General features: G+C 69.0%; 26 protein-coding genes and 1 pseudogene. 10 read left to right on the top strand and 17 right to left on the bottom strand.

The window, feature by feature from the left end; all coding sequences use genetic code 11:
- Window positions 1-14: 14 nt before the first annotated feature.
- The 7 genes from BKE41_RS25450 to BKE41_RS25420 all read right to left on the bottom strand — a co-directional run bounded on the left by BKE41_RS25450 (window position 15) and on the right by BKE41_RS25420 (window position 8275).
- A complete protein-coding gene (locus BKE41_RS25450; RefSeq protein WP_043074858.1) occupies window positions 15-674 on the bottom strand; it encodes a gluconate 2-dehydrogenase subunit 3 family protein in 660 nt (219 codons plus the stop codon).
- A gap of 14 nt (window positions 675-688) precedes the next feature.
- Window positions 689-1675, bottom strand: a complete 987-nt coding sequence (locus BKE41_RS25445; protein WP_236961837.1) for a hypothetical protein — start codon at window positions 1673-1675, stop codon at window positions 689-691.
- A gap of 40 nt (window positions 1676-1715) precedes the next feature.
- Window positions 1716-2810, bottom strand: a complete 1095-nt coding sequence (locus tag BKE41_RS25440) for an enolase C-terminal domain-like protein (protein WP_071000262.1) — start codon at window positions 2808-2810, stop codon at window positions 1716-1718.
- A 15-nt stretch (window positions 2811-2825) separates the two neighbouring features.
- The gene (locus BKE41_RS25435; RefSeq protein WP_043074856.1) at window positions 2826-4613 is read right to left on the bottom strand and encodes a thiamine pyrophosphate-requiring protein; all 1788 of its coding nucleotides are present in this window, start codon (window positions 4611-4613) and stop codon (window positions 2826-2828) included.
- A 180-nt stretch (window positions 4614-4793) separates the two neighbouring features.
- Window positions 4794-5738, bottom strand: coding sequence for an SMP-30/gluconolactonase/LRE family protein (locus BKE41_RS25430; RefSeq protein WP_043074855.1), 945 nt, complete (start codon window positions 5736-5738; stop codon window positions 4794-4796).
- A 651-nt stretch (window positions 5739-6389) separates the two neighbouring features.
- A complete protein-coding gene (locus BKE41_RS25425; RefSeq protein ID WP_007557737.1) occupies window positions 6390-7826 on the bottom strand; it encodes a YncE family protein in 1437 nt (478 codons plus the stop codon).
- Window positions 7823-8275 carry a DUF305 domain-containing protein gene (locus BKE41_RS25420; protein WP_007557739.1) on the bottom strand — a complete coding sequence of 151 codons (453 nt, stop codon included), beginning with the start codon at window positions 8273-8275 and terminating at the stop codon, window positions 7823-7825. Before BKE41_RS25420 ends, BKE41_RS25425 begins: the two co-directional genes overlap by 4 nt.
- 181 nt (window positions 8276-8456) lie before the next feature.
- Here BKE41_RS25420 and BKE41_RS25415 point away from each other — a divergent pair, with 181 nt between their 5' ends.
- From BKE41_RS25415 to BKE41_RS25395, 5 genes are read left to right on the top strand one after another with little or no spacing between them, the layout of a single operon-like run.
- On the top strand, window positions 8457-8840 hold the full coding sequence (locus BKE41_RS25415; protein WP_007557741.1) for a hypothetical protein: 384 nt from the start codon (window positions 8457-8459) through the stop codon (window positions 8838-8840).
- 43 nt (window positions 8841-8883) lie between these two features.
- Window positions 8884-9393: a sigma-70 family RNA polymerase sigma factor gene (locus BKE41_RS25410; RefSeq protein ID WP_043074853.1), complete on the top strand. Its 510-nt coding sequence runs from the start codon at window positions 8884-8886 to the stop codon at window positions 9391-9393.
- Window positions 9390-10199, top strand: a complete 810-nt coding sequence (locus tag BKE41_RS25405) for an anti-sigma factor (RefSeq protein ID WP_043074852.1) — start codon at window positions 9390-9392, stop codon at window positions 10197-10199. Before BKE41_RS25410 ends, BKE41_RS25405 begins: the two co-directional genes overlap by 4 nt.
- Complete coding sequence (locus tag BKE41_RS25400; RefSeq protein ID WP_007557747.1) at window positions 10196-11086, top strand: LysR family transcriptional regulator; 891 nt, start codon at window positions 10196-10198, stop codon at window positions 11084-11086. The genes BKE41_RS25405 and BKE41_RS25400 overlap by 4 nt, the downstream gene beginning before the upstream one ends.
- Window positions 11083-11454, top strand: coding sequence for a DUF202 domain-containing protein (locus BKE41_RS25395; RefSeq protein WP_007557749.1), 372 nt, complete (start codon window positions 11083-11085; stop codon window positions 11452-11454). Before BKE41_RS25400 ends, BKE41_RS25395 begins: the two co-directional genes overlap by 4 nt.
- 3 nt (window positions 11455-11457) lie before the next feature.
- Here the strand turns inward: BKE41_RS25395 and BKE41_RS25390 are convergent, their stop codons facing one another.
- From BKE41_RS25390 to BKE41_RS25360, 7 genes are all read right to left on the bottom strand, one after another.
- Window positions 11458-12543 (bottom strand): sulfite oxidase, encoded by a 1086-nt coding sequence (locus BKE41_RS25390; RefSeq protein WP_007557751.1) that lies wholly within the window; start codon window positions 12541-12543, stop codon window positions 11458-11460.
- A gap of 78 nt (window positions 12544-12621) precedes the next feature.
- A complete protein-coding gene (locus tag BKE41_RS25385) occupies window positions 12622-13605 on the bottom strand; it encodes a beta-propeller fold lactonase family protein (RefSeq protein WP_007557753.1) in 984 nt (327 codons plus the stop codon).
- 183 nt (window positions 13606-13788) lie between these two features.
- On the bottom strand, window positions 13789-14127 hold the full coding sequence (locus tag BKE41_RS25380; protein WP_007557755.1) for a cytochrome c: 339 nt from the start codon (window positions 14125-14127) through the stop codon (window positions 13789-13791).
- An 11-nt stretch (window positions 14128-14138) separates the two neighbouring features.
- Window positions 14139-15362, bottom strand: a complete 1224-nt coding sequence (locus BKE41_RS25375) for a molybdopterin-dependent oxidoreductase (protein WP_043074850.1) — start codon at window positions 15360-15362, stop codon at window positions 14139-14141.
- Window positions 15363-15558: 196 nt separating this feature from the next.
- Window positions 15559-16698, bottom strand: coding sequence for an adenylate/guanylate cyclase domain-containing protein (locus tag BKE41_RS25370; protein ID WP_007557758.1), 1140 nt, complete (start codon window positions 16696-16698; stop codon window positions 15559-15561).
- Window positions 16699-16799: 101 nt separating this feature from the next.
- Entirely contained in the window at window positions 16800-17897 is a 1098-nt protein-coding gene (locus BKE41_RS25365; RefSeq protein WP_007557760.1) for a putative sulfate exporter family transporter, read from the bottom strand.
- 147 nt (window positions 17898-18044) lie between these two features.
- On the bottom strand, window positions 18045-18659 hold the full coding sequence (locus BKE41_RS25360) for a 2,3-bisphosphoglycerate-dependent phosphoglycerate mutase (protein ID WP_193375331.1): 615 nt from the start codon (window positions 18657-18659) through the stop codon (window positions 18045-18047).
- A gap of 341 nt (window positions 18660-19000) precedes the next feature.
- On the opposite strand from BKE41_RS25360, the gene BKE41_RS25355 reads away from it, so the two are divergent.
- The 3 genes from BKE41_RS25355 to BKE41_RS31780 all read left to right on the top strand — a co-directional run bounded on the left by BKE41_RS25355 (window position 19001) and on the right by BKE41_RS31780 (window position 21381).
- A complete protein-coding gene (locus BKE41_RS25355) occupies window positions 19001-20281 on the top strand; it encodes an MFS transporter (protein ID WP_052516962.1) in 1281 nt (426 codons plus the stop codon).
- Between the two features lie 73 nt (window positions 20282-20354).
- Window positions 20355-21029 (top strand): phosphatase PAP2 family protein, encoded by a 675-nt coding sequence (locus BKE41_RS25350; RefSeq protein ID WP_245295839.1) that lies wholly within the window; start codon window positions 20355-20357, stop codon window positions 21027-21029.
- A 175-nt stretch (window positions 21030-21204) separates the two neighbouring features.
- The gene (locus BKE41_RS31780) at window positions 21205-21381 is read left to right on the top strand and encodes a hypothetical protein (RefSeq protein WP_164706348.1); all 177 of its coding nucleotides are present in this window, start codon (window positions 21205-21207) and stop codon (window positions 21379-21381) included.
- 402 nt (window positions 21382-21783) lie between these two features.
- Here BKE41_RS31780 and BKE41_RS25345 read toward each other — a convergent pair.
- The 3 genes and pseudogenes from BKE41_RS25345 to BKE41_RS25335 form a co-directional block, all read right to left on the bottom strand.
- A pseudogene (locus BKE41_RS25345) lies at window positions 21784-22291 on the bottom strand (terminase family protein); the annotation flags it as partial.
- Window positions 22266-22916 carry a helix-turn-helix domain-containing protein gene (locus BKE41_RS25340; protein ID WP_012321870.1) on the bottom strand — a complete coding sequence of 217 codons (651 nt, stop codon included), beginning with the start codon at window positions 22914-22916 and terminating at the stop codon, window positions 22266-22268. The pseudogene BKE41_RS25345 and the gene BKE41_RS25340, both read right to left, overlap by 26 nt.
- A gap of 117 nt (window positions 22917-23033) precedes the next feature.
- Window positions 23034-23294, bottom strand: coding sequence for a DUF3761 domain-containing protein (locus BKE41_RS25335; RefSeq protein WP_071000261.1), 261 nt, complete (start codon window positions 23292-23294; stop codon window positions 23034-23036).
- Between the two features lie 421 nt (window positions 23295-23715).
- Here BKE41_RS25335 and BKE41_RS25330 point away from each other — a divergent pair, with 421 nt between their 5' ends.
- Complete coding sequence (locus BKE41_RS25330; RefSeq protein WP_012321868.1) at window positions 23716-24807, top strand: PAS domain S-box protein; 1092 nt, start codon at window positions 23716-23718, stop codon at window positions 24805-24807.
- Between the two features lie 80 nt (window positions 24808-24887).
- Window positions 24888-25316, top strand: coding sequence for a SufE family protein (locus tag BKE41_RS25325; protein ID WP_012321867.1), 429 nt, complete (start codon window positions 24888-24890; stop codon window positions 25314-25316).
- The last annotated feature ends 10 nt before the right edge of the window (window positions 25317-25326 follow it).

Here is a 25326-nt window from a genome sequence, read left to right as displayed (position 1 = left end):
GGACGGAGGTATCCTTATCGACCGACCCGAAGGTTCTCTTGGTAGGCCTCGTCCTCGCGGCCGGGCTTGGCCTCGGCGGCCTCCCAGGGGTCGCGGCGGTCGAAATCCATGCGCACGTAGCCGCGCGGGCTCGCCGGGCCGCCCCAGCCGATCTCGTTCCAGGCCGTGGGGTGGGCGTAGTACGCCTTGACCACATCGGCGAGGACGCGCTGGTGGAAGAACAGCTTCGAGGGCATGCCCTCCCAGACCGCACCGGTCAGGTCACCCTTTTCAGCAAGCTTCAGAAGCTCGTCCTGCGCCCAGGCGCCGAGTTCGTGGAAGCGTGCCCCGAACCGTGCCCGTGCCTCGGCATCGAGGGCGCGCAGTCCCAGGCGCCATGCCTCGCGCTCCCCGGGCATTTCGGCGTTGCGGTAGCCGTCGCGGGTATCGGTCGCGAGCTTGTGGTCCACGAGGGCGGCCACCGGAACCGGATCCCCCCGGTCGGCGGGTTGCGGGACGATCCGCTCGGCCAGCGACTTCATCGTCGACCATTCGGCCTCGTCGAAGAAGCGGCGCGTCTCAGGTCCGATGGCGAGCCGTTCCTCCAAAACCTCGCGGGTCTTGGCGTTCCAGGACGGGCCGTCGCGCTTCGCGAGCACGTCGTAGCCCGGATAAAGGTCCAGTCTCGGACGCATGATGATCTTTCGGGTCAGAAGCGGAAGCGGCTGCGTTCGATGAGTTCGAGGGCCGCGAGCCCCCCGAGCGCCACCCCCGAGAAGGAGGGCGGGGCCGGCAGAGGCGGCCCGTCGATGAGGTTCTGGCGCCAGTTGGACCAGCCGCCCATCATCCGGGCGACGCCGTAGCCGTGGAACGCGACGCCACCGACGCCCATCGCCGAGACCGCCCACATCCCCCACTTGGCGCCCGATTGACTCGCTCCCTCCGGTTTGGTCGCGGCGCGGACGAGAAGGGCGGCGGCAAGCGGCGGCAGGGTGACGGGAACGAACATCGCCGGGTTCTGGAAAGCACCCCGGAAGTGAAGCAGCCCGGCCTCCAGGGTCGTGCCGGCGAGCATGCCCGCCGTGGCGACTGCAAGGGAGCGCCCCGCCGGCAAGCCACCGAGCCGCGGCTCGTCGGGGTCGGCGTCGCGCACGCGCTCGGCGATGACCCCGAGGACGCCGGCCAGCGTCAGAGCCATCGGCGCGCCGATGGGGGCGGAATAGAACAGGTTCTGGAAGGAATACCCACCCTCGCGCTTGCCGACGTTGTAGGCGTGGAAGCCGAAGCCGATCAGCCCTGTCAGGCCGGCGAGCGCCTGCACCCCGTGCCGGACGCGGGAGCTGCCGGGGTCGGTGTCGCCGGCCCCGTGCAGGGACGCCGCCAGGATGACGCTGGACACGACGATGGGCGTGTACATCGCCCGGTTGAAGAACTGGCCGCGGTAGTGCTCCAGGCCGGAATCGAACAGTACCGAGGCGGCGAGCATCGTCGAGGCGTGGTTCAGGCGCTGTGCCGCGCTCGCGGTGACCTCGCGCCCCCGCGGGCTGTAGCTGCGGCCGCCGGCGGCGTGACCTAGGGGCTTGGAACGCCCGGCGGCGAACCAGGTCAACAAACCGGCCCCCGCCGCCACCGCGGCGAGGACCACCACCGGGTGGACGGCCGCCTCAACTCTCACAGGTGCGACGCGCCGCTTCATGCCTGGCGCATGTTGACGTTTCGGCGGGGGTGGGCCGCGATCAGACGGCATAGGCATCGGCATCCCGGGTCTTGAGGGTGAGGCCGTGTCCCGGCCGGGTCAGATCGGGGGTGATCACGCTATCGCGCGGTGCGGGCGCCCCGTCGAACAGCATCCGCTCGATGCGGACGTGGTCGTGGAACCATTCGAGGTGTCGGAAGCGGGGAGCCGCAACCGCCACCGGGAGGTGCAAGGCGGGGGCGCAGTGGCCGGACAGATCGATATGCGCCGCCTCGCACAGGGCCGCGATCTTCAGAAACCCGCTGTAGCCGCCGCAGCGGGTCACGTCCGCCTGGGCCACGTCGACTGCCCCTACGTCGAGCAGTCCACGCAAATCGTTCAAGGTGTAGATGTACTCGCCCGCGGCGACTTCGATGCCGGCAGGCGTAGAGGCACGGACGGAAGCCATACCTGCGGGATCGTCACTGGACACGGGTTCCTCGAACCACGCCACGTCGTAGCGGTGTGCTTCGTGCGCAAGGGCGACGGCGCGCTTCGGGGTGAAGGCGCCATTGGCGTCGATGAACAGACGTGCATTGCCGATGGCTGCCTTCGCCACCGCCATGCGCGCCGGGTCGTGCTCGGGAGCGCTGCCGACCTTCATCTTCACCGCCCGGCAGCCGTCTCGCTCGACCCACCCGGCAAGCTGCTCGCGCAACTGCCGGTCGCCGTAGCTCGTGAAGCCGCCGCTGCCGTAGATCTCCGCGTGTTCCCGCGCCTGCCCGAACAGGCTCGCCAGGGATACGTCGAGGAGGCGTGCCTTGAGGTCCCACAAGGCGGTGTCCAATGCCGAGATCGCCGTGGCGGCCAGCCCGGAGCGCCCGAGGTTCCGCACGGCGCCCCACAGCACGGCATTGGCCCGCGGGATGTCGAAGGCGGACAACCCGGTAAGACGCGATGCGAGCGTGCCTACAATCAAGCGCGCGACACTGGCGTCGGTGTAGCTGTAGCCGAGGCCGGTCTCGCCCCCGGCCTCGACATGGACGACAACGAGCGTCGTCCTGTCCCAGCTGAACGTCCCGTCCGCCTCCGGCGCGTCGGTGGGAACGGTGTAGGCTCGCGCCCGCACCGTTCCGATCCTCGGATCGTCATGCATGCCGTAGAAGCCGTCCTACTTGCTGCCCGGTAGGACGGAACTCAGCACCTGTCGGGCGGTGTCGACAAGGAGATGACGCTCCTTCGGGTCGCCCTTGCCGAGCATCGACATGAAGTTCTGCACCTGCTGGAGCGTGAAGAACGGCGGCAGCGGCGGCACCTCGGGGTCGGTCTTTACCTCCAGCACCACCGGCACGGGGCTCGCCAGCGCCTCGTCCCAGGCCGCCCCCATGCGCTGGGGATCATCGACGTAGATGCCCTTCAGGCCGATCAGCTCGGCGAACTTGTGATAGGGCACGTTCGGGATAGTCTGGCTCGCCTCGAACTTCGGGTTGCCCTCCATCACCCGCTGCTCCCAGGTCACCTGGTTCAGGTCCTCGTTGTTGAACACGCAGCAAATCCAGGTCTTGTTCGACCAGCGATGCATGTACTTTGAGACCGTGATCAGTTCGGCCATGTTGTTCATCTGCATGGCGCCGTCGCCGACCAGCGCGATCACCGGCCGGTCGGGATGGGCTACCTTGGCGGCGATGGCGTAGGGGACCGCCGCGCCCATGGAAGCGAGGCCGCCCGACAGCGAGCACATCTGGCCGCGGCGCATCTTCAGGTCGCGGGCGAACCAGTTGGCGCAGGACCCGGAATCCGAAGTGATGATCGCCCGCTCGGGCATGCGCGGCGAGAGTTCCCAGGTGACGCGCTGCGGGTTGACCGGGCTGGCCTTGGCCATCGCCCGGTCCTCGGCCTCCTTCCACCAGGAGACCATCCCCTTCTCGATGCCGGTGCGCCAGGAGCCACCCTCCTTCTTCTGCTCCAGCAGCGGCAGCAGGGCACGCAGGGTCTCGGCGGACTCGCCGCAGAGCGGCACCTCCATCGGGTACCGCAGCGACAGCATCTCCGGTGAGATGTCGATCTGCACACCGCGGGCCTGCCCCTCCTTCGGGAGGAACTCGGCCCAGGGAAAGCCGGAACCGATCATCAGGAGGGTGTCGCAGTCCTCCATCATGTCCGAGGACGGCTTGGACCCGAGCAATCCGATGGTGCCGGTCACGAACGGCAGGTCGTCCGGCAGCGCCGCCTTGCCGAGCAGCGCCTTGGCGACGCCGGCCTGAAGCTTATTGGCGACGGCGATGACCTCGTCGGTGGCGTGCAAGGCGCCCGCACCGACCAGGATCGCGACCTTCTTGCCGGCGTTCAACACGTCGGCGGCGCGGCGCAGATCGGCGTCGAAGGGCACGACCTTCGGGGCGGTGTAGCCCACCCCGGAGAAGGTGTTGCCGTGCTTGCGTACCGGCTCCTCGTAGGGAACGTCCTGCAGGTCGTTCGGTAGAATGATGGCCGAGACCTTCCGTTCGGCCTTAGCGATCCGCATGGCGCGGTCGACGATGTGGCGGACCTGCGCGGGCGAGGACGCCTGCTGCACGTAGGCCGAGACGTCCTTGAAGACGCTCGTGAGGTCGAATTCCTGCTGGTAGTGGGCGCCATTGACGTTGCGCGCCTGCTGCCCGCAGATGGCGAGAAGCGGCACGTGGTCGAGATGGGCGTCGTACATCCCGGTGAGCAGGTGCGTCGCGCCGGGACCGGAGGTCGCCATGCAGACGCCGACCTCGCCGGTGAACTTGGCGTAGGCCGCGGCCATGAACGCCGCCATCTCCTCGTGGCGGACCTGGATGAACTCGAACGGCAGGTCGTTGCGCTGGAGGGCGCCGAGCAGGCCGTTGATGCCGTCGCCGGGATAGCCGAAGATCTTCTTCACCCCCCACTCGGCCAGGCGCTTCCAGAAAAAGTCGGCGACGGCTTCGGCCATGGCGGATCCTCGGAATAGGTATTGGTGCCGCCCGCTGGGCGAACGTGGTCGGGGGCGGCATGGGATGAAGCCTGCGTGTACCGGCACACGGCTTCCTTAGTCCGAGGCCAACCTCGCGTGGGAACCCAGGTTCCTAGGAGTTTCCGGAGCGTTCTGACGATGCCGTGATTTCACCCCGATCTACTGGGCGGCGAGGTCCAGGGCGTACAGGTGCTGTTTGGACGTGATGAACAGCCGTTGCTGCTCCGGGGAGAAGCAGAGATTGGAGCACACCTGAGGCGTGGGAATCAGTCCGAGCCGGTGCCCCTCCGCGGAGAGGACTTGAACCCCTGCCTCCGAGCTCGTCCAGATCCAGCCGCGATGGTCCACGCGGAACCCGTCCGGCACGCCGGGCTCGACCTCGGCAAAGACCCGCGGTTCGCCCAGGGTTCGGTCATCCACGACCGCGTAGGCGTGGATCGTGTGCCCGTCACCGCCCTCGGTCCGTGAAGTGTCGCTGACGTACAGGGTGTGCCCGTCCGGCGAGAAGGCCAGCCCGTTCGGTTGGCCGAGGTCGGCCATGCGCCTGACGGAGCCGTCCGCCGGGTCAAATCTGTAGACGCTGTGATGGCCCAGGTCGGACGCGGCCAACACCCCCTGCCTGGGTAGCCGTAGCCCATAGGCTGGATCGGTGAACCAGAGGGCGCCGTCGGCGGCGCAGACCACGTCGTTCGGAGCGTTGAACCGGCGGCCCTCGTAGGTCTCGACCAGGGCCTCGTAGTGTCCGTCCGGGGATGTGCGTGACAGGCGGCGGTTGCCGTGCTCGCAGTGGATGAGGTTGCCGTCCCGGTCGACCGTGTTGCCATTGATGAACGGGGTTGCGTCGATGACGACCCGCACGCAGCCGTCGGCGTGCCAGCCAAGCACCCGGCGCCCCTCGACATCGGACCAGACCAATATGTCCCGCGCGGGCCACCAGGTCGGCCCCTCGCTGAAGACGGCCTGATCGTAGAGCGAGACGAGACGGGCGTGGTAGGGCACTACCTCGGTGAAGCGCGGGTCGGACGCCCGGGGTGGATCGACGTGGTGGACGGGCTCGGGCGGACCGGGTCGCCGCAGCAGATTCGACGCGGGTTCAGCGTTCATGATCCCTCCCTGATCGAAGTTTTAGGGCACCTCAGTGGGTGCATGTCTCGAACGGTTAATCCCTCCGGGTTGATGTCGTTCTCCCGCCACCCCCGGCTGACTTGTCGGGTACGACCTAAAGAATGCGGGATCGTCGAAGATCATGAATCAAGAAAAACGCCGATCTTTTCGATGACGACTGCAGCCGGCACCTTGGGGCTAGGTTACTGTCGGCGCACGTCCCGAAGGTCGAACGCAATCGCGAACCTCGTCTTCAGGGCGGCATGGAGACCATTTTAGAAATGGGTGCCCAGCTAAACGCAAGCCCGACCGTGGAATATCGTTCCGTAGCGTCGCCTCATGCGAATGGCCGATCGCAGCTGGTAGCGTCCACTTACGGGATATTGTCAGAACCATCTGAATGACCGGGATGGGCGCGAAGACGAATGTCCGGTGTTGCGCGCTCCAGCGGTACGGCGTGACAAAGTGGGGCCGAAAGCGACTGGTCCGCTTCGGAGAACTCCCGCGGGAAAAGCGGACAGCCTCCTATCGACCCAACTGCGCCGTAGAAGCAGTCCGACGTCGTTCTCGAAAGCAGACATCGAAACTGGGCTCGCGCCGCCAAGGTACTCTTATGAGTGTTCGCCTTCCGAACTAGCGCCCCCCACTCGATCAATCCACAGTCTGCATCTGGACGACACTGCCGAGTTCACCGGGCTTGCCCGAGACCACCACGAGGTAGCGCCGGCTAGCGCCGGCATCCGTGCGGGTGACCTGTCGGATCGGGCCGATCGCGTTGACGATGGCCGCGCCGGCCGGGTTGGTCATGAAGGCGGCGAGCGGCTCCAGGCCGGTCGCTCCCTTCGGATTGGCGGCGAGCGCCAGCACGAAGGGCATTTTCGCGGGCAGTCCTGTGACCGCGGCCTGTAGCGTTTGCAGCACGCCTTGGTCGAACAGGGTGACCTGCGTCGCCGGCTTGTCATCGGAACCGGTGAGCGTCAGCGCGCTGGTCTTGCCGGCAGCACCCAGCGGCTGGAGGTTCTGCTTTCCGTCGCCCTCCGGCACGGCGTTCGGGACGTAGGCGACGCCCTGCGGACCCTGCCCGATCGGCACCTCAGCGATCACCGTGTTCGACGCCGTGTCGATCACCGCCGCCATGTCGGCGTTCTCCAGGCCGACATAGACGCGGCTGCCGTCGCCCGAGGGCCAGAGCCCGTGCGGCAGGGCGCCGGTCGCGATGGTGGCGACCTGAGAGAAGTCGTCGGTGCGGAACACCTTGAGCTGGTTCAGGCCGCCGATCGTCACGTAGGCGAACTGGCCGGCCTTGGTCGAGACGATGTTGACGTGGTTGGTGATCGGCCCGGTCTCGATCGTCTTCAGCGGCGCGAAGGGCGGACGCGCCGAAAACACTTGGGTGCGGCCGACATCCTTAAGGGTGAACCACACCTGCTTGCCGTCCGGCGTCGCGGCGATGTCGGGGCAGAACGGGCTCTCTTGCTTCACGCGGCCGACGATGGTGTGGGTCTTGGTGTCGATGACGACGGTCTCGGGGCTGAAGCTGGAGCAGACGTAGCCGTAGGCGCCGTCCGGCGAGAAGATCGTCATGCCGGGCCCGTTCGGTACGGTGATCCGGCGGGTCTCCTTGGCGGTGGCGGCATCGAGCACCGCGATATGGTCCTCGCCGCGCACGCTCACCCAAACCTCTCGGCCGTCCGGCGTGAAGAAGGCTTCGTGCGGCGAGCGGCCGACATAGGCGGTGTGGCGGACCGCGTTGGTCGCCGTGTCTATGAAGCTCACGGAGTTCGAACCGATCGAGACCGCGAGCAGGGTCCTGTGGTCCGGCGAGAAGCCCATGCCGTGAACCAGAAGCTGCCCGCGATAGAGCGGGCTCAGGTTCATCGGCGTCGGGTCGCCGAGCCGGATCACCCCGAGCAGGGTGTTGGCGGCGGGATCGACCACCGAGACCGTGTTGGAGAACTGGTCGGAGGTGTAGAACCGATCCTTGCCGCTAACCGGCACGTCCGGGGCGGAAGCTGCGCCCGGGGCCTGCCCGGCGAGCGCCGGGCCGGAGAGCAGCGCGAGGGCGAGGATAGTCAGGGCGGTCTTCATCGGCGGGTCTCCGAGGGCATGGCGGCGGGGGCTGCACTGTGGTCGTGGGAATGGGCCGCACCAGTCGATGGCTGCGGCGCTTTAGGAAGACTGGCGAGCGCACGGCGCATCACATCGATCTCCTGGCCCTGCTCGACGACGATTCCTTGCGCGAGGCGACGCAGGACCGGATCCTTGCCGTAGAGCAGCTCCGCCTTGGCCATCGCGATCGCGCCCTCGTGGTGGGGGATCATCATCGCGGCGAAATCGCGGTCGGGATCGCCCGAGGGCGGGACCATCATGTCGGCGTGCATCCGCGTCATCGACTGCGCCATCATCGCGTCGAACGACGTTGACGACGCGGCCGGAGGCTCGCTGGCGGCCAGCGTCGGGCGCATCATCATCCGGCCGCCGACGAGGCCGCTCGCCATCAGCGCCGACGTCACGGCAAATCCCAGTGCTCCGCGCATGCGGCCTCCTCGCGATCCGGTATCAATGGAAGGGATGCCAGAGGACCGCCTTTATTCCGCGGCGGGGCCGAAAAAGCGTTCGCGCCGATGGGATCGCCTTTTTTCGTGTGTCAGCGGAATAAAGGCGCCCGTTTCGCATCCCTCCCGATGCGGTCATGCTCGACCGCGGGAGACTTCACCCATGCGCAATCTGCTGATCCGCACCGCCTTCGCGGCTATCGCCTTCTCCGCCGTGGCCGCCCAGGCCGCCGCGCCCGCCATGACGGCCGAGACCGCCAAGGGGCCGGCGCTCGTGGATGCCAAGAGCATGACCCTCTACACCTTTGACAAGGACATGGGCGGCAAGTCGATGTGCAACGGCCCCTGCGCCGCCAACTGGCCGGCCCTGACGGCTGCCTCCGGATCGGCGGCCTCCGGCGATTGGACGACGGTGACCCGGGACGACGGCACGATGCAGTGGGCCTACAAGGGCAAGCCGCTCTACACCTTCGCCAAGGACACCAAGCCGGGCGACACCACCGGTGACGGCTTCCTCAACGGTGCGTGGCACATCGCAAAGCCCTGATCGGTGAATGCCCGGATCGGCTCCCTCTGATTGGGACACGTCGTTGGACGAGATCGCCCCCCTGATCGAACCGCAGATCCCGGCCCTGCGGCGCTACGCGGTCGCGCTTCTTCGGGATCGCGAAGCGGCGGACGACCTCGTCCAGGACACCCTGGAGCGGGCATTGTCCGCCTGGTCCGGGCGTCGCCGCGACGGCGACCTGCGGGCGTGGTTGTTCACGATCGAGCGCAACCTGTTCCTCGCCGCCGTCCGACGCCGGGGCCGGCGCGGCGCCGATCTCGGCGCGGAAGTGTTGGAGCAGGTGCCCGATCCGAGCGCCGACCCGGGGGCAGCTTTGGGAGCCCGTGACGTACTCGCAGGGCTCGACACCCTGCCCGAGGAGCAGCGCTCGGTGTTGCTCCTCGTGGCGGTGGAGGACCTGTCCTATGCCGAAGCGGCACAGGTGCTCGGGGTGCCGCTCGGCACGGTGATGTCACGATTGAGCCGGGCGCGCACGCGGATGCGCGGATTTGTGGAGACGGGCCGGACAGGCCTGCTGAGGAGGGTTAAATGAGCGGGGATCCGCGCCCGGTCGGCGAGGACGATCTGCACGGCCTGATCGACGGCCGCCTTGAACCGGAGCGGCAGGCGCTGGTCGAGGCGTGGCTCGTGGGGAACCCCGCGCGTGCGGCTGAAGTCTCGACGGACCGAGTTCTGCGCGAGCGCCTGCGCGCCCGCCTCGCGCCGATCGCCGAGGAGGCGATCCCGGCGCGACTGCGGGTGGCCAACATCCGCTCGCGACACCTGTACCCTGGCGCACGCTGGTTCCCCATGGCGGCTGCGGCCGTGCTCTGCCTCGCGCTCGGCAGTGCCGGCGGCTGGGTTGGCCATGCCCTGCACGGTGTGCCCGCGGCGGCGGCGGTGGCGGAGGCACCGGCGACGCAGGACGCGGTCGCAGCCTTCCGCACCTTCGTGGTCGAGGCGGTGCATCCGGTGGAGGTGCGCGCCGACGAGAAGCCCCACCTCGTGACGTGGCTCTCGAAGCGTCTCGGTCACGCGGTCGCGGCCCCCGACCTCTCGGCGCAGGGCTTCCGGCTGATGGGCGGGCGCCTGTTGCCGGCCGGCACCGAGCCCGCGGCGATGTTGATGTACGACGACGACCGCGGCACCCGGCTGACGCTCTACAGCCGCGTCGGTGACGGCGACGGCCGCACGCTCTTCCGCTTCGCCCGCGAGGGCGACATCGCTGCCTTCTCCTGGGTCGATGGTGGCATGTCATACGTCGTCACCGGCCGCACCGACGAGGCCCGGCTGCTCTCCGTCGCGCAGGCGGTCGATGCGCACGTCCGCGACCTCGCGCCGGATCGTCGGCAGCCATGACCCTCGATCAGCTTCGCATCTTCGTGGCGGTGGCCGAGCGACAGCACGTGACGCGGGCCGCCGAGGCGCTGAACCTCGTCCAGTCGGCGGTCAGCACGGCGATCGCCAACATCGAGGGGCGGCACGCGACGAAGCTGTTTCACCGGGTTGGCCGCGGGATCGAGCTGACCGAAGCAGGGCGCGTGTTCCTCGTCGAGGCCCGCGCCGTGCTCGCCCGGGCCGAGGCCGCCGAACTTGTGCTCGCCGACCTCAGCGGCCTACGACGCGGGACGCTGGCGCTTTTTGCCAGCCAGACCATCGCCAGCGACTGGCTGCCTCGCCACCTCGTCGCCTTCCGCCGGGCCTACCCTGAGATCGCTATCCGGTTGGCGGTGGGCAACACCACCGACGCCGCCGACGCGGTGCGCGCGGGGCAGGCCGAACTCGGCTTCGTCGAGGGGGCGCTGGACGACCCGACGCTCGCAAGCACGACCATCGCCCAGGACAAACTCGTCCTCGTGGTCGCCCCAAACCATCCCTTCGCCGGGGCGGCTGCACTCGCACCCGAAGACCTCGCCGGGGCCGACTGGGTGCTGCGCGAAGCGGGATCGGGAACCCGCTCGGCCTTCGAGGCGACCCTGGGTGCGGCCGGCCTTGCCGCGGCCCAGCTCCGGGTCATGCTCGAACTGCCCTCGAACGAGGCAGTGCGCGCCGCCGTCGAGGCCGGGGGCGGGGCCGCCGTCCTGTCCGAGACCGTGGTCGCCGCAGCGCTTCGAACCGGGACCCTGGTGCGGGCGGCGTTCGACTTACCGAGCCGGCCGTTCCGGGTGCTGCGCCACAAGGAGCGCTACCGCAGCCGGGCCGCCGACGCGCTTCTCGACCTGATCGCGACGGCGAACATCAAATGAGCGAGCCCGCGAAACCAGTGCCCCCCGACGACCCGCGGGTGAGGCTCGCCGAGGACCGGACGGTGCTGGCAGCCGAGCGTACGTTCGTGGCGTGGCTTCGAACCGGGCTCGCCTTTCTGGGCGTCGGCTTGGCCGCGCAGCGCTTCCTGCGGGAGGTGCTGGCGGTCTGGCCGCTGAAGGTGCTGTCGCTCACGTTGATCGGCTGCGCGCTTGCCTCGTTCGCCGGCGCCGCATGGCGGGACCGGGCGATCCGGGCGCGTCTCGCCCATGCCGAGATCCCGATGATGCCGCGCATCCTCACCATCGGGATCGCGGCCTTGCTGATCGCGATCTCGGGCCTCGCGGCCACCGCCTTGCTCTGGGCGTGATGATCAGGCCACGGTGACCCGCACCCGGTGCCATGCGGCGCTAAGGTAGCCCTTGTAGTTCCAGGTGTCGTCGGGGGCGGCCGGCTGGGTCTGGCCGGCGGAGTCCCAGGCCCGCACCGCAAGTTCGTGCTCGCCGGCCGTCAGCTCGCGCTCGATCTCCCAGAATGTCCACGCGTAGGGCGCGTCGGCATCGCGGTCGATCCGGGCCTGCGCCCAGCTGCGGCCGCCATCCGTCGAGACGTCGACGCGGGCGACCGCGCGGTCGCTGGCGATGGCATAGCCGCGGATCGCGTGCCGGCCGGCCTTCAACGCCGCGCCGCGGGCGGGCTCGCAGATCGCGCTGTTGAGCGGCATCGCCTCGATGGTGATGCCGTGGGCGGGGTCCGCGGTCTCGGCCGTCACGTCGGGCGGAAACAGCTTGTAGTCGTCGGCCTGCATCGGGTTGTCGGAGGGCCGGTCCTGCACCGTGATCCGGGCGAGCCATTTCGGGCTGCGGATGCCGGCAAATCCCGGCACCACCACGCGCAACGGATGGCCGTGCTCGGGGGCGAGAGGCTCGCCGTTCATCGCGAAGGCAAGCAGCGTCTCGGGCGCCAGCGCCTTGGCGAGAGGGATCGAGGCGCCGAAGCGCGTGTCCGTGTCCGCGATCCGGTCGTGGCTCTCGAAGGCGACGTAGCGCTCTTCATCTGCATCGATGCCGGCCGCGCGCAGCACCTCGGCGAGCCGCACGCCGGTCCATTCCGCGTTGCCGATGGCACCGGGCGCCCACGGGTCACCGGAGACCGGCGCCACCGCCAGCATGTCGGCCCGTCTGTTGCCGGCGCATTGCATCACCGCCGTGACGGTGGCGTGCGCAAAGCGCGCCTTGAGTTCCGCGAGGGAGAGTTCGAGCGGCATGGTGACCATGCCATCTACCGTCAGGCGGTAGCTGTCGGCGTCGAGGTCCGGGATGTCGCCGTGGCTGCGGACGTAGAAGTCGGCCTGTTCGGTGAGGAACGCCGCCCGCAGGCGATCGAGCGGCGGCTCGGCGTTGTAGGGCGCCTTTCCGTGGACGATGAGGCGGTCCTTGCGCTGGAACAGGCGGAGCATGGGGTCTTTGTCCTGCGTACTTGACATGTCGACGACGAGAACGCGCCGGGGGCGATAAGGCCCCCGGCGCGCGTCGCCTCAGGGCTTCATTGTCGAGACCACCGCATTCTTCGCGCGATCGACCACGGCGACGCTGAGATCGCGGTTGAGGACGTAGGCGCGGGCGTTGTCGGCCGAGAACGCGATCGCCTGGCGCGGCTCGTTCAGGCCGGTCACCGTGGCGACAACCTTGAGGGTGCCGGTGTCGATCACTGAGAGTGAGTTGTCCTTGAGGTTGCCGGAATAGACGAAGCGACCGTCCGGTGTCAGTGCGGCTCCGTAGGGGTCCTTGCCCACCTCCACCTCGGAGGTGACTTTGCGGGCGGCGATATCGACCACGCCGATGGTATTGCGGCCGCTGTTGGCGGCAAACAGCGTCTTGCCGTCCTTGGTGATCGAGATGGCGCGCAGCTTGTCGAACCCAGCGATCTCGCCGGTGATCTTGTTGGTGGCGGTATCGACCAACGTGATTTTGTCGCCGAGGAAGTTCGTCACGAACACGGTCTTGCCGTCGGGCGACAGCTTCACGCCCTGGCGCGGCTGCGCGAAGCCGGGAATCACGGCATCTGCCAGCATAGTCTTGGTGTCGAACACGGTCAGCGTGCTCGCGGCCTCGTTGTTGACGTAGAGCTTGCCCCCGTCGGCCGAGAGCACGGTGCCGAAGACCCCGGGCCCGGCGGCGAGAACGCCGGCTTCCTTGCCGGTGGCGGTCTCGTAGACCGTGATCCGGCCGGTGCCGCTGTCGGAGACGTAGAAGCGGGCGCCGTCCGGCGCGAACACGATGTTGCGCGGCGTGACGAAGCCGTCGAGGCGGCGCAGCACCGTGCCCTTGGCGACGTCGTAGACGACGACGGCGCTCTCCTCGCTGTTCGATACAGCGGCGACGGTCCCGGCAGCGTTCAGCGCCAAGGCGTTGTTCTTGATCGCGCCGTCGAAACCAGCGGCGGACCCGGGCTGGCCCTGGGCGAGAAGCAAGGCAGCTCCGGCGAGGAAGGCGCGGAGACTGGTGCGGATATGGGTCATGAAGCGGGTCTCTTGGGCATGCGCGCTCGTTCGGCGGCCGGGGCCAGCCGTGCGGGCGGGTTCGAAATCGGATTGCGTCGTGCGGGACCGGTCCGGCCATGCATCGCCTTAAGGAGATGCCAGCGAGGGCGGTCTATTCCCCGAGGCCGGCGAAAAAACGCGGCGGCCTCGGGATTCGGGAGTTCAGGGGGTCGGCTTCAACGCCGTGAGGTAGTCGACGATGGTCTGCACGTCGGCCTGATCGACCGGAGCCTTGTAGATGTGGACCATCTTGTTCACGGTCTCGGTCCACTGCGCCTTCGTGAGCTTGGGCTGGGTCAACACCATCCCGGCCGAATGGCAGGCGAGGCAGTTGTTGTTGACCGCCTCGGCCCCGGGCCCGTCGGGGAAGATCCGGTCGGAGGTCGGCATCTCGATCGATTGCGAGGTGAAGCGCATCGGCTCGGGAGCCGGGGCGGCGAGCGCCACCAGGGGAGACAGTATGAGCGCGACGCTGAGGGCTGCAGAGCGGATCGGGGTCATGGCTGTTCTCCTCAAGCGGCCTGGAAGGACACGGTTTCTATACCGTTCTGCATGAAGCCGGCCCCGTTCCAGACCCGGTCCGTGGGCTGCGCGACGCCGTTGGTGTTGGTGCAGCGGACCTTCACCGTGTGGGTGCCGGCGGCCAACGCCGGCAGGCTGCCCTCGAAGCGGCGGAAGCTGTAGGGGCCCTCGTCCGCGCCGAGCTGTGCTGGAAACCACGTCGCGCCGCCGTCGCCGGAGAAGTCGACCGCCTTCACCCCGCAATCGCCGCCGAAAGCGATGCCGCGCAACGCCACCGGCGCGCCGGCCGTCACCTTGGCGCCATCCTGCAGGTTGGTGACGAACGAGCGCGGTACCATCTTGTTGATCGGCACCGTCTTGAAGCCGGTCTGGCCGGGCTTGATGTTGGCGCCCGGCACGTCCGGGATGCGGTAGGCGGTCTTCATCCAGTACTGGTCGTCGGGCTTGTCCAGCACCTCGATCTCCGACAACATCTTGACCCAGTAGGTCGAGTACCAGCCCGGCACCACGAGGCGAAGCGGGAAGCCGTTGAGAAGCGGCAATTGCTCGCCGTTCATCGCGTAGGCGATCATCACCTCACCGTCGTAGGCGTGGTCGAGATCGAGCGACTTCTTGAAGTCCGGCGCGTCGTCCACGACCGGCTCATCGAGGCCGCTGAAGCGCACCTGCACGGCACCGGCCTTCACCCCGGCCTTTTCGAGCACGTCCTTGAGGCGCACCCCGGTCCAGCGGGCGTTTCCCATCGAGCCGTTGGCCCATTGCGCGCCGGGAACCCGCGGCTCGAACAGCCCGCGGGAGTTGCCCGAGCACTGGTTGACCGCGGCGATCTCGAAGCGCGGCAGGCCGGCGATGGCATCGAGGGAGAGCGAGAGCTCCTTCTCGACATGACCGTGGACCTTGAGACGGAAGGTGCCGGCATCAACCTCGGTTGGGATCGAGGCCCAGTGCCAGCGCACGTAGAAGCGGTCGTTGGGGGTGAACACGCCCTCATCGAACACCGCAAACGGCGTCTCCAGCAGCGGCGGATGGGTACGCTGGAGGATCATCTCGCCCTTGCCGGGAAAGGCCGTCGTGAGATCCCGCACATCCGGGCCGCCGGGTAGCGGCAGCTTCACCGAGCCCGCGGCCCAGGCCGGCATCGCGGCGGCAAGGCTGCCGAGCCCGAGCCCGCCCAACAGGAGGCGGCGGTTCGTCGGTCTTTCCAATCCGTGCATGGTCTCTCCCTTCAAAGTTCGTCGGCGTCGATGCGTTCGAGGGCACCGGACCCGTGGCGATTCCTTGCGACTAGGGAGATGCTACGGGATGCGTTTAATTCCCACCAACGGTCTTTCGCGATGCGAACGATCTCCCAATGCGATGATTTGAGAATTTTGGATCTCCGCGCCGGTGGTGCCAGATATCGTCTCGACGTCAGACCGCCGGTGCTTCGACAGGCGCGGTCCTGCGACACCCGAACAAGGCGTGACGCTCGGCGAAACCGCGAAGGGCGACAATGCCGAGCGGTTCGAGGGCATGCGCCAGGCCGTGGAGGAAGGTGTCGGTGGCGATCAGCGGCGTGTCGTAGGTCTTGCACAGGCGCTCGACGCGAGCGAGCACGTTGAGATCGCGGCCGATCGCCGTGAAGTCGACCCGGTCGCCGCCGCCGATATTGCCGTAGGCGACCTCCCCAACATGAAGTGCGACGCCGACCTCAAAGGCAGCCCTGTCACCGTCGCGCAGGGTCGCAAGCGCATCGAGTGCGGCCTCGGCGGCACGCAAGGCGGCACGGCGCGCCTCGGCCTCGTCGCGATCGGCATCGAACACGGCCAGCAGCCCGTCACCAATATACTTTAGCACCTCGCCGCCTTCCGCCTCGACGGCCGGCACGATGGCATCGAACATCCGGTTGAGGGCGGCCACGACATGGTCGGGGCTTTGCCGGTCGGACAGTTCACCGAACCCGCGCAGATCGGTCAGCATCATCGCGGCCCGCATGAGGCGTACGTCGCCGCGCCGCACTGTGCCGGCCAGGATTTGCCGCGCCGGGTCGCGCCCGACATAGGCGCTCAGGACCGCGCCAAGCATGTCGTCGAGCGCCTTGATTTCGAACAGCAGCGAGAACGGCTCGACCAGCGCTAGCAACGTCTCGATCTCGATCGGCGTGAAGCCGCCCGGTCTCGCCGTGGCCCAGGAGGCGGCACCCATGCGTCCACGCGCGGCATGCAGCGGCGCGATGAGGTAGTCGGTCAGACCCTCGTTGCGAAGCTCGCCAAGCACGGGAAACGGCAGCGGCCCATCCCCGTCGAGACGGCATTGGAGTGGGGTCCGCGTCTCGACCACGTGCTCGACGGTGTTGCCGTGGAAGGTCGGCGTGCCCTCGATGCCGTGGCGGCGACGCAGGGCTAGGCTCGACGTTCCTGGATGCCAGACGCGCATCACCCACCGGAACGACGGATGCAGGGTCGGCGCGTGGGTGGTGGCGCGGGCCAGCGGCAGGCCAAGCCCCGAGAGGCACGCACTGAACCCATCGAGAAGGGCTGCCGCGTCCACCGCTTCGCGACCCGGCCCCATCAACCATCCCGTCGCCTGCGCGACTGCCTCGGATGAAGATTGGGACGAACGTGTCACGGCAATTCTTCCATCAAGGGGTCGGATCGATGCCATAGCGTGGATCAGACGAGGCCGAGCACATGGATCAGGCCGAGGCTGACGGCGCCGAGGGCAAGGAGCGAGGCGACCACAGCGAGGGTCACCCGCGCCCCGGCCTTGGCGACGCTGCGCACGTCGACCCCGAGGCCGAGTGCCGCCATCGAGACTACGGTCAGCACGTTGGCGGTCTCCGACATCGGCGCGAGCGCGACTTGCGGGATCAGCCCGGCCGAGCGGAGTCCCGCGAGCGCCAGGAAGGCGAGGATGAACCACGGCACCAGGCGGTGGATCGCGAGGCCGCCGGGGGCCGGGCGGTCGCCGGTTGTGACGCCGGGGGCGGCCTCGTCGGTCTCCTCGCGCAGCCGGCTCGCGCCGAGGGAGAGCATCAGAACGACCGGCCCGAGCATCAGCACCCGGACGAGCTTCACCAGGGTTCCGACCTGGACGCTGAGCGCCGCGACCGGCGCGGTGGCGGCGAGGACCTGCGGCACGGCGTAGACGGTGAGGCCGGCGAGCACGCCGTACTGCATCGGCGACAGGCCGAGCAGCGGCACCAGCAGCGGCAGGCCGAGCACCACCAGCACGCCCAGCACCGCGGTGAAGGCGATGGAGGCGGCGACGTCCTCGCCGTCGGCGCCGATCACCGGGGCGGTGGCGGCGATCGCCGAGTTGCCGCAGATCGAGTTGCCGCAGGCGACGAGGATCGCCATGCGCGAATGCAGTCCGAGCGCCCGGCCGATGCCGTAGCTCGACAGGATCGCGACCACGACGACGCCCGCGATGCCGAAGAGCAGGCCCGGGCCGGCGGCGAGGATCGTCGCGAGGCTGAGCGACGCGCCTAGCATTACGACCGCGATCTCCAGCACGGTCTTGGCCCCGAAGGCGATGCCGGGAAAGAAACGCTGCGACGGGGTCCAGGCGGTGCGGATCGCGCTCCCGAGGAGGATCGCCAGCACCAGGGCTTCGAGCCAAGCGCGACCGAACAGGTGCGTCTCGACGGCTTCGAAGCCGACCGCTGCGGCGGTAACTGCCACGCAGAGGCCCAGTCCTGGAAGGATGGCTCTCGTGCCGGCCAGGGCACGCATCGATCGAGGGTGGGAGACAAGTCTGGGGGCGGACATGGGTGGCTCCGATGTGATGCCGGAGAATCCCACTTCCCTTTCATTCACTCCAACGGAATGATTAGATAATTCCAATCACTTAATTAGATCAAATGGGGATCCCTTCGAAGCGTGAGGCGACCCATTCTTGGGGGCCTACAGGCGGATTCAACCGTCGATCCAGCGGGCCTCGATCGTCGTGTCCGCAGCAAACTCATAGATCCTGACGGAGCCCGTCGCGAGTTCGAGTTGCTCGACCTCCGCCGGGCTGAGGTCGTCGAGCGCCATAACGAGCGCCCGCAGGCAATTACCGTGGGCGACGACGAGCACGTCCCCGCCCATGACCGCCGGTAGGATGGATCGGAGGTAGCATGGCACGATGCGGGCGACGGTATCGCGCAGGCTCTCACCGTTCGGCGGCGCCTCGGCGTAGGAGCGCCGCCAGGTCTCGATCCGCTCCGCCCCCCAGCGCGCATCGGCGGCGGTCTTGTCGAGCCCGCTGAGGTCGCCGTAGTCTCGCTCGTCGAGCGCGGCGAAGCGTTGAGGGATTAATCCGGGTTGCCCGAGCGTATCGAGGATAAGCCGGCCGCTCACGACGGCCCGCGTCAGCGTCGAGGTGAAGGCATCGGAAAAGCGCCAGCTGCGCTCGGCCAAACGCCGCCCGGCTGCCACGGCTTCTATCCGACCCTGCTCGGTCAAGGGCGAGTCCAGCAATCCCGTGAACAGACCGGATCGGTTGGCTACGCTCTGGCCATGCCGGACCAGCACGAGACGTCGCGTGATTGGGGCTTTGCGATCGTGAATCACTCTGTCTCCCAAGGCAACGCACTTTCGCGTCGGTCGCATCGCCTCTGATGAAAACGGCATCCGGCTTTAACGAACTTCGACCCTGAGATGGGTTGGACCGTCCATCCGGAGACGGCGATTCATCCTAGGTCCGCTTTAGAACGTCTTGCGACCGAAAGCAGCCAAGCTGCTTCCCACCCCGAGCGGTCATACGGCGAGCGCCCCGTCCGTGATCACCGGGTCGAGCACGGCTGCAAATCGTTCATGCCCGCGGATAGCTCCCTCATTCGGTTTGGTTCGGCGACGCCCTAGGTGAGTTTGAAAGGGAGGCCGACCACGTGGAGCAGGACAGCGGCGAGGATGACGGGCAGCCTGCCGCCCAGGTGCGAAAGCCCATCTCCAGACCTCTCGATCTCCTGAACTTCCTGCTGATCGACGTGAACGGGGCGATCAAGCCCTACCTCAACGTCTACCTCTACGTGCATCGCGGATGGGACGACGCCTCGGTCGGACTGGTCAGCACGGTGTCAGGCATCGTCGGCATCGTGGCTCAGACACCCATCGGGACGGCCATCGACGCAGTGCGGGACAAGCGAGTCATCCTGCTCGGCGCCCTGGTCGCGCTCTCGCTGGCCACGCTCCTCGTCGCGCTCTTCCCGCAGTTCTGGCCCGTGCTCGCGGCTTCCTGCGTGTTAGCCGCCGTCGGGGGCATGCTGAGCCCGGCCATCGCAACGCTGACCCTCGGCCTTTTCCCGGCCGACAGGCTCGCCCGGCGCTTCGGCCGCAACGCCGCACTGGAGCGGACCGGGAACGTCGCCATCGCCGTGCTAATCGGGCTCGTCGGTTGGCTGTTCCCGGACCGGGCGGTCTTCCTCTTGGTCCCGGCCTGCGCCATCGTCTCGGCCGCGGCGCTCTACTCGATCCCGCGAGGTGCCATCGACGCGCGTCGAGCCCGCGGTGGCGGCGAGGGTGAAGGCGAACAAGCCCCGGCCGGATGGCGAGCCCTGCTGACCTGCCGGCCGCTCATGATCTTCGCCGCCTGCGTGGGTCTTTTCCATCTTGCTAACGCGCCGCTGCTGACCCTTGTCGCTCAGGAGATCGGGCAAGCGCGCCCTGACTGGTCGTCCGTCATCGTGTCCGTCTGCATCGTCGGCGCGCAGGCGGTTATGGTGCCGATGGGGCTCATCGTCGGCCGCCGGGCCGAACATTGGGGCCGTAAGCCTCTTCTCGTGATCTGCTTCGCCGCGCTGCCCATGCGCGCCTTGCTTTATCTCGTCTGGCGCGACCCGTATTGGCTGATCGCGGTCCAGTGCCTCGACGGCGTCGGCGCCGGCCTGCTCAGTGCGGTGAAGCCCTTGGTGATGGCCGACATCACCCGCGGGACCGGCCGCTACAACGCCGCCCACGGCCTGATCGGGACCGTTCAGGGCGCGGGCGCTTCCCTATCGTTCGTGATCGCCGGAACCTTGGTCCAGCAGGCGGGGTTCGATGCCGCCTATCTCGCGTGCGCCGCCGTCGCGGCGGTCGCGCTCGGGGTGCTCGTGGTGATGCTGCCGGAGACCGCCCCCGGGAAAGCCTTGGAGCTGGCCGGCGACGTGACTGCGGGCGGTACGACCTGACACGGCGTGAGGAGGGGCGGTGAAACATCGGAACTTCGTCAGGGGCTGCCAGCGATTCACTGCGACGCTGGCGGTGGTCCTGTCCCTTGCCCTGCCTGCCGCCGCCGCCGGGACGCTGCGCAGCACCTACATCGACCCGGAGGCGATGGCGCTCCAGCGCGTCCTACCGCCCCCGCCCGAGGCCGGTTTGGAAGCAGCCAAGGTGGACTTGCAGACCGTGGAAGCCGCCGTCCGTGCCCGCACGCCCGAGGACGAGCGCCGCATCACCGCGAACCTGCCGTGCACCCTCGACCGCTTCACCGGTGTGCTCGGCCCGGCCTTCACGGCGGAGACGATGCCGGTCACCGCAGCGCTGATCGAGCATGTGTTCCAAGACGGCGAACTCGCCGTGCTGGCGGCCAAGGCCACCATCGCCCGGCCGCGCCCCTATAAGGTGAAGCCGGACCTCGCCACGTTCGGCCATCGCTCCGACAGCACGTCCTATCCGAGTGGGCACGCCACGTTCGGGTATCTCGCGGCCACGGTGTTGTCGCGCCTCGTGCCCGAGAAACGCCAGTCGCTGTTCGCGTTCGCGGCCTCCTACGGGGAGAACCGCATGATTGCCGGAACCCATTTCCCGTCAGACCTCGAAGCCGGGAAGATCGCCGCGGCCGTCATCGCGGAGGTGCTGTTCCGCGATCCTCGCTTCGAACGGGATCTCGACCGGGCGGCCGCGGAGATCGCGGCCCAGGGAGCGTCAGGTCGTTGAGGCGGACGCCGCTTCGGTGAGGATCACGAAGGCGGGAGCCGGGTTGCGACGCCCGCCCGCGTGTCCATCTCCGATTCCAAGCACCCCGGGCGTCCGCGCGCCCTTCGTCGCCGCATGCACTTACCCCGGAGACAGGCCGCTCGACGTCCGAGCCCCGAACGACAGGAGGCCGACCATGCACTACGTCACCAAGGAAAAGGCGGCCGACGGGCACTTCATGGTCAAGGTCGCCGGTCGGCCAGTCATCGAGACCTGCGAGAAGCGTCAGGCCAAGAAGCTCGTCCGCGCGATCAGGAGCCTGCGCCGCCTGAAGAAGGCCAGGAAGCAGGCTGGAGCCTGGCGCCTGTACTGAACGGGCCGGGGGGGGGGGCTGGGTCGCTCAGACGAGCCTCATATCGCCCGGCTTGAGGCCTAGACTCCGTGTCAGGTCCCGTGAGAGGGCGCTGGGATATCGACGCGTCAGGACCGAGGTCAATCGACACGCTCAGGGCGCCCCCGCTCACGTGCGAACTCCGAATCGGCCGTGAAGGCGAGCTTGACGCTCCACGGCCCGATGCGTCCGGCCTTGGTCTGGGCGAGGAGCCGGGAAGGTCAGCGAATGGCTTGCATACAGGTCGGAGATAGCCCCAAGCACCGCGTTTGGGGGTAGCTTATTCGAACGGCGCGGCAGGCGATGGCACTGCTTCAACTCGGGTTGCAAGGGCGAAGGGGTAGCCTATTCCGTCAACCGGGGGACGTTAAACCCTATTTGGGGCATGTTAAACGCGCTCCTGACACTCGGGCCGGCGCCACTTGGCGGCCTCGTCGCACCACGCGGCGCCGAATTGCGGGCCGCGCAGGGCGTCGGGCTCCTCCGCCGAGAAGGCGAGCGCGACGGCGCCGTTGCTCCACTCCACCCGGCGGCGGCTCGGCGACCAGGTGGGCCGGGCCCGCCCCCGCGCCGGCAGGCCGAGCAGGCCGGAGGGCCCCTCGACCATCACGTCGCGCACGTCGAGATGGGTCTCGCCCACCAGGGCGATCCGCCCGACCGGCGCGGCCGCGAAGGCCGGGTCGCCCCGCGCGAGGGCGTCGACCCACTCGGCCCCGGTGCGGGTCTTGCCGCTGCCGCGGCCGCCGATCACCGCCCAGGTGGTCCAGGGCTCCGCGTCGGGCGGCGGCAGCTGGTCCGGCCGGGCCTGGTGCAGCCAGTCGCCCGCGAGCGCCCGGAGGAGATCCGGCGGCAGCGTCCCGAGGAAGTCAGGCAGCCGCCCGGCCGCCGACAAAGCCAGCAACGCGTCGCGCGATCTCCGCGCGCAGGGCGGGCAGGTCGGGTTCGGGTTCGGTGCCATCGCCCCCCTCCCCCGCGGCGGCGCGCGCGCCCGCCGCATCCACCGTGTCGAGAAGCCGCTTGAGCCCGCCGAGGTCGCGCAGGACCCGGGCGGAGTCGCGCGCGCCCGGCCCCGCCCCGCTCAGCGCCGCGTCGAAGGCGGCGATCTGCCGGGCGATGTGGGCGCGCAGACGCGCCCGCAGGGTCGCCGGATCGGCCGCCGGGTCGCCGCGCCCGGTGACCGCCGGCGGCAGCGGCAGGTCCACCCCGAAGGCCGAGGCCATCATCCCCGCGTCGAGCCGGCCGAGACCCAGGACCTCGGTGACGTCGCCGGGATCGGCGCCCGGGGTGCAGAGCAGGCGGATCAGGGCGGCGCGGCGCGCCGCCGGCCAGCGCCGCGTCAGGAGTCGCGGCCGCAACCGCCGCGGCCTCGGCCAGCCGGCCCGGGCGTTCCAGGTGCGGACCGTTCTCGGATGGACGCCGAGGCGGTCCCCGATCGCGTCGAACGTCAGGTCGGTCTCCCGCAGGAGCGTCAGCGCCTCGGCGCGGCTGTCCGCCCGGCCGGGAGGGGGTGGCCACATCGGCGTCTCTCCGCACACGTCTCGACCGTGCCGAGGTGATACCCCGACAGCGCGCCGGTGTCAAGTGTAAATTCCTAATTTGCGGCGGTCATAGGATTTAAGGCAGGGCGCGGAGCCTCAACCCTCCCAGTGCGCCACGCCGCCGTGGCGGGAGCAGGTGCCGCGATGCGTGTGGCTGAAGCTCCACGTGCCGTCCCGGCACTTGGCCGTGGCCCCCGCGGGCTTCCCGCCGTCGAGGCTCTTGGCCGGCCGGTGCACGTCGGACCCGTCCCGGCTGCGGTAATGGCCGTGGCGGTCGAGGGTCCGGTCGTCGGGCTCCGGGAACGGCCGGGCGACGGCGCTGCCCGACAGGCCGATGAGGACGAGGCCGGCGAGCACCGGCCAGCGGGCGGCGCTCCGAGGGGGGTGACGGACAGGGCGCCGTCCGCGGCGGGCGGCGCTTGTCGCGGTCGGGGCAGGCAGCACGGTATCCTCAAGGTTGTGTCTGATGCCAAAAGACACAACTGAGACGAGGCGTCACGCACGATCTACGGTTATCCCATGACCGGCTACAGGTTGTGCGCGGGGGATGTGGCCGGTCCGCCGGCCGGGCCACGCGGCGGGTCGTTCGACCTGTGCGGGCCCGCACGACGGCGGGATGCTGAACGGGCTCGAAAGGTATTGCCGCTAATGTCCCGCTGACTGGCGGATCTGAAGGCGGTTCAGGACCGGAACGGCCGTCCGGTCGACACGTTGACCGGCGCCATCCGCACGCAGGCGTCGCCTTTCACGCAGTTCGTCAGAGTGAATCGGGTACAGAATGGTCGGTGAGCCACCAGGGTCCGGCGCGGAAGACTCGCCGGGCAACGGCCCCGCGGGGAACCCGGGTCGGGGTCCGGCACAGGGTACCGCGGAAGCCGCCGCCCTGAGCGACAGCTTCAAGCGATTCGCCGACGTCGTGCCGCTGATGATGTGGCGCTCGGACGAGGCCGGCCACGCGATCCACCACAACGAGTGCTGGCTGGAATTCACCGGCCGCCCCCTGGAGGCGGAGCTCGGCCTCGGCTGGCGCAGCGGGCTGCATCCCGAGGATTTCGAGCGCCACGCCCGGATCGTCGCCGAGGCCTTCGCGACGCGGGCGCCGTTCACCGTCGAGTTCCGCCTGCGGCGGCACGACGGCGAGTACCGCTGGCTCCTCGACACGGCCCGCCCGCTCGTCGAGGACGGCCGGTTCCAGGGCTATCTCGGCTCCTGCTTCGACATCACCGACCGCAAGCACGCGGAGGAGCATATCGAGCACGCGCTGGCCGAGAAGGAGGCGCTGCTGGCCGAGGTCTATCACCGGGTCCGTAACAACCTCCAGGTGATGGTCAGCCTGATCGGCCTCTACGGGCGGGCGGCCCCGGACGCCTGCCGCGGCAGCTTCGAGGCGCTGGGCCAGCGGGTCCGGGCGATCGCGCTGGTGCAGCAGCACCTGCACGAGGCACCGCACATCGCGTCGATCGACCTCAAGGACTACCTGCACCGCCTCGCCTCGGGGCTCGGGCAGCTCCGGCGCGCCGGGCGGATCGGCGTCCAGGTCGGCGGCTCCGGGAACGGCCTCGTGGAGCCGCGCACCGCCAACGCGCTGGGCATGATCGTCGCGGAGATCGTGGCCGAGTGCCTCGACGCCACCGCCGAGCACGTCGCCTGCTCCATCGCCATCGACATCGAGGCCGGCGCGCCCCTGCGGCTCGCGATCGTCTCGGGGGTGAGCGACATGGCCGAGTCCGGACGGCCGAACGTCCCGAAGCTCGGCCCCCGCCTCATCGCCGCCTACGCGGCGCAGGCGGAGATCACCGTGGCGGGCGATGCCAGCCCGGGCGATCCCCTGTGGCTGACCCTGCCGCCGGCGCGGCCCGGCGCGCAATGAGCGCCCGCGGCGCCGGACCCCGTCGCCACGGCGGCGCGGCCGGCCTATAGCGGCGCAGACCTCTCCGGACCCGGCCGAGCATGCTCCCTCCGATCGACACCATCATCGAGAATTTCGAGATCGTCGAAGACGACGACATGCGGCTCGAATACCTGATCGAGCTCGGCCGCGCCCTGCCGCCGATGCCCGAGTCGGAGCGGACCGAGGCGAACCGCGTCCACGGCTGCGAGAGCCAGGTCTGGATCGACACGCGCGCGGAGCGGGCGGACGGCACGCCGCGCCTCGTCCTGCACGGCTTCAGCGACTCGTTCATCGTGCGCGGCTTCGTGGCGCTGATGATCGCGCTCTACACCGGCAAGACCCCCCGGGAGGCCGCCGAGACCGACGGCCTCGACCTGTTCCGACAGCTCCGCTTCGGCGCCCACGTCACGTCGAAGCGCTCCAACGGCGTGCGGGCGATGGCGGAGCGCATCCACCGCGACGCGGTCCGGCTCGCCGCCGAGGCCTGAGCGGCCCGGG

Source organism: Methylobacterium sp. C1 (assembly GCF_001854385.1).
GTDB classification, from domain to species: Bacteria; Pseudomonadota; Alphaproteobacteria; order Rhizobiales; family Beijerinckiaceae; genus Methylobacterium; species Methylobacterium radiotolerans.
Note: the sequence above shows the minus strand (reverse complement) of the source record. Positions and strands in the feature narration are given on the sequence as shown.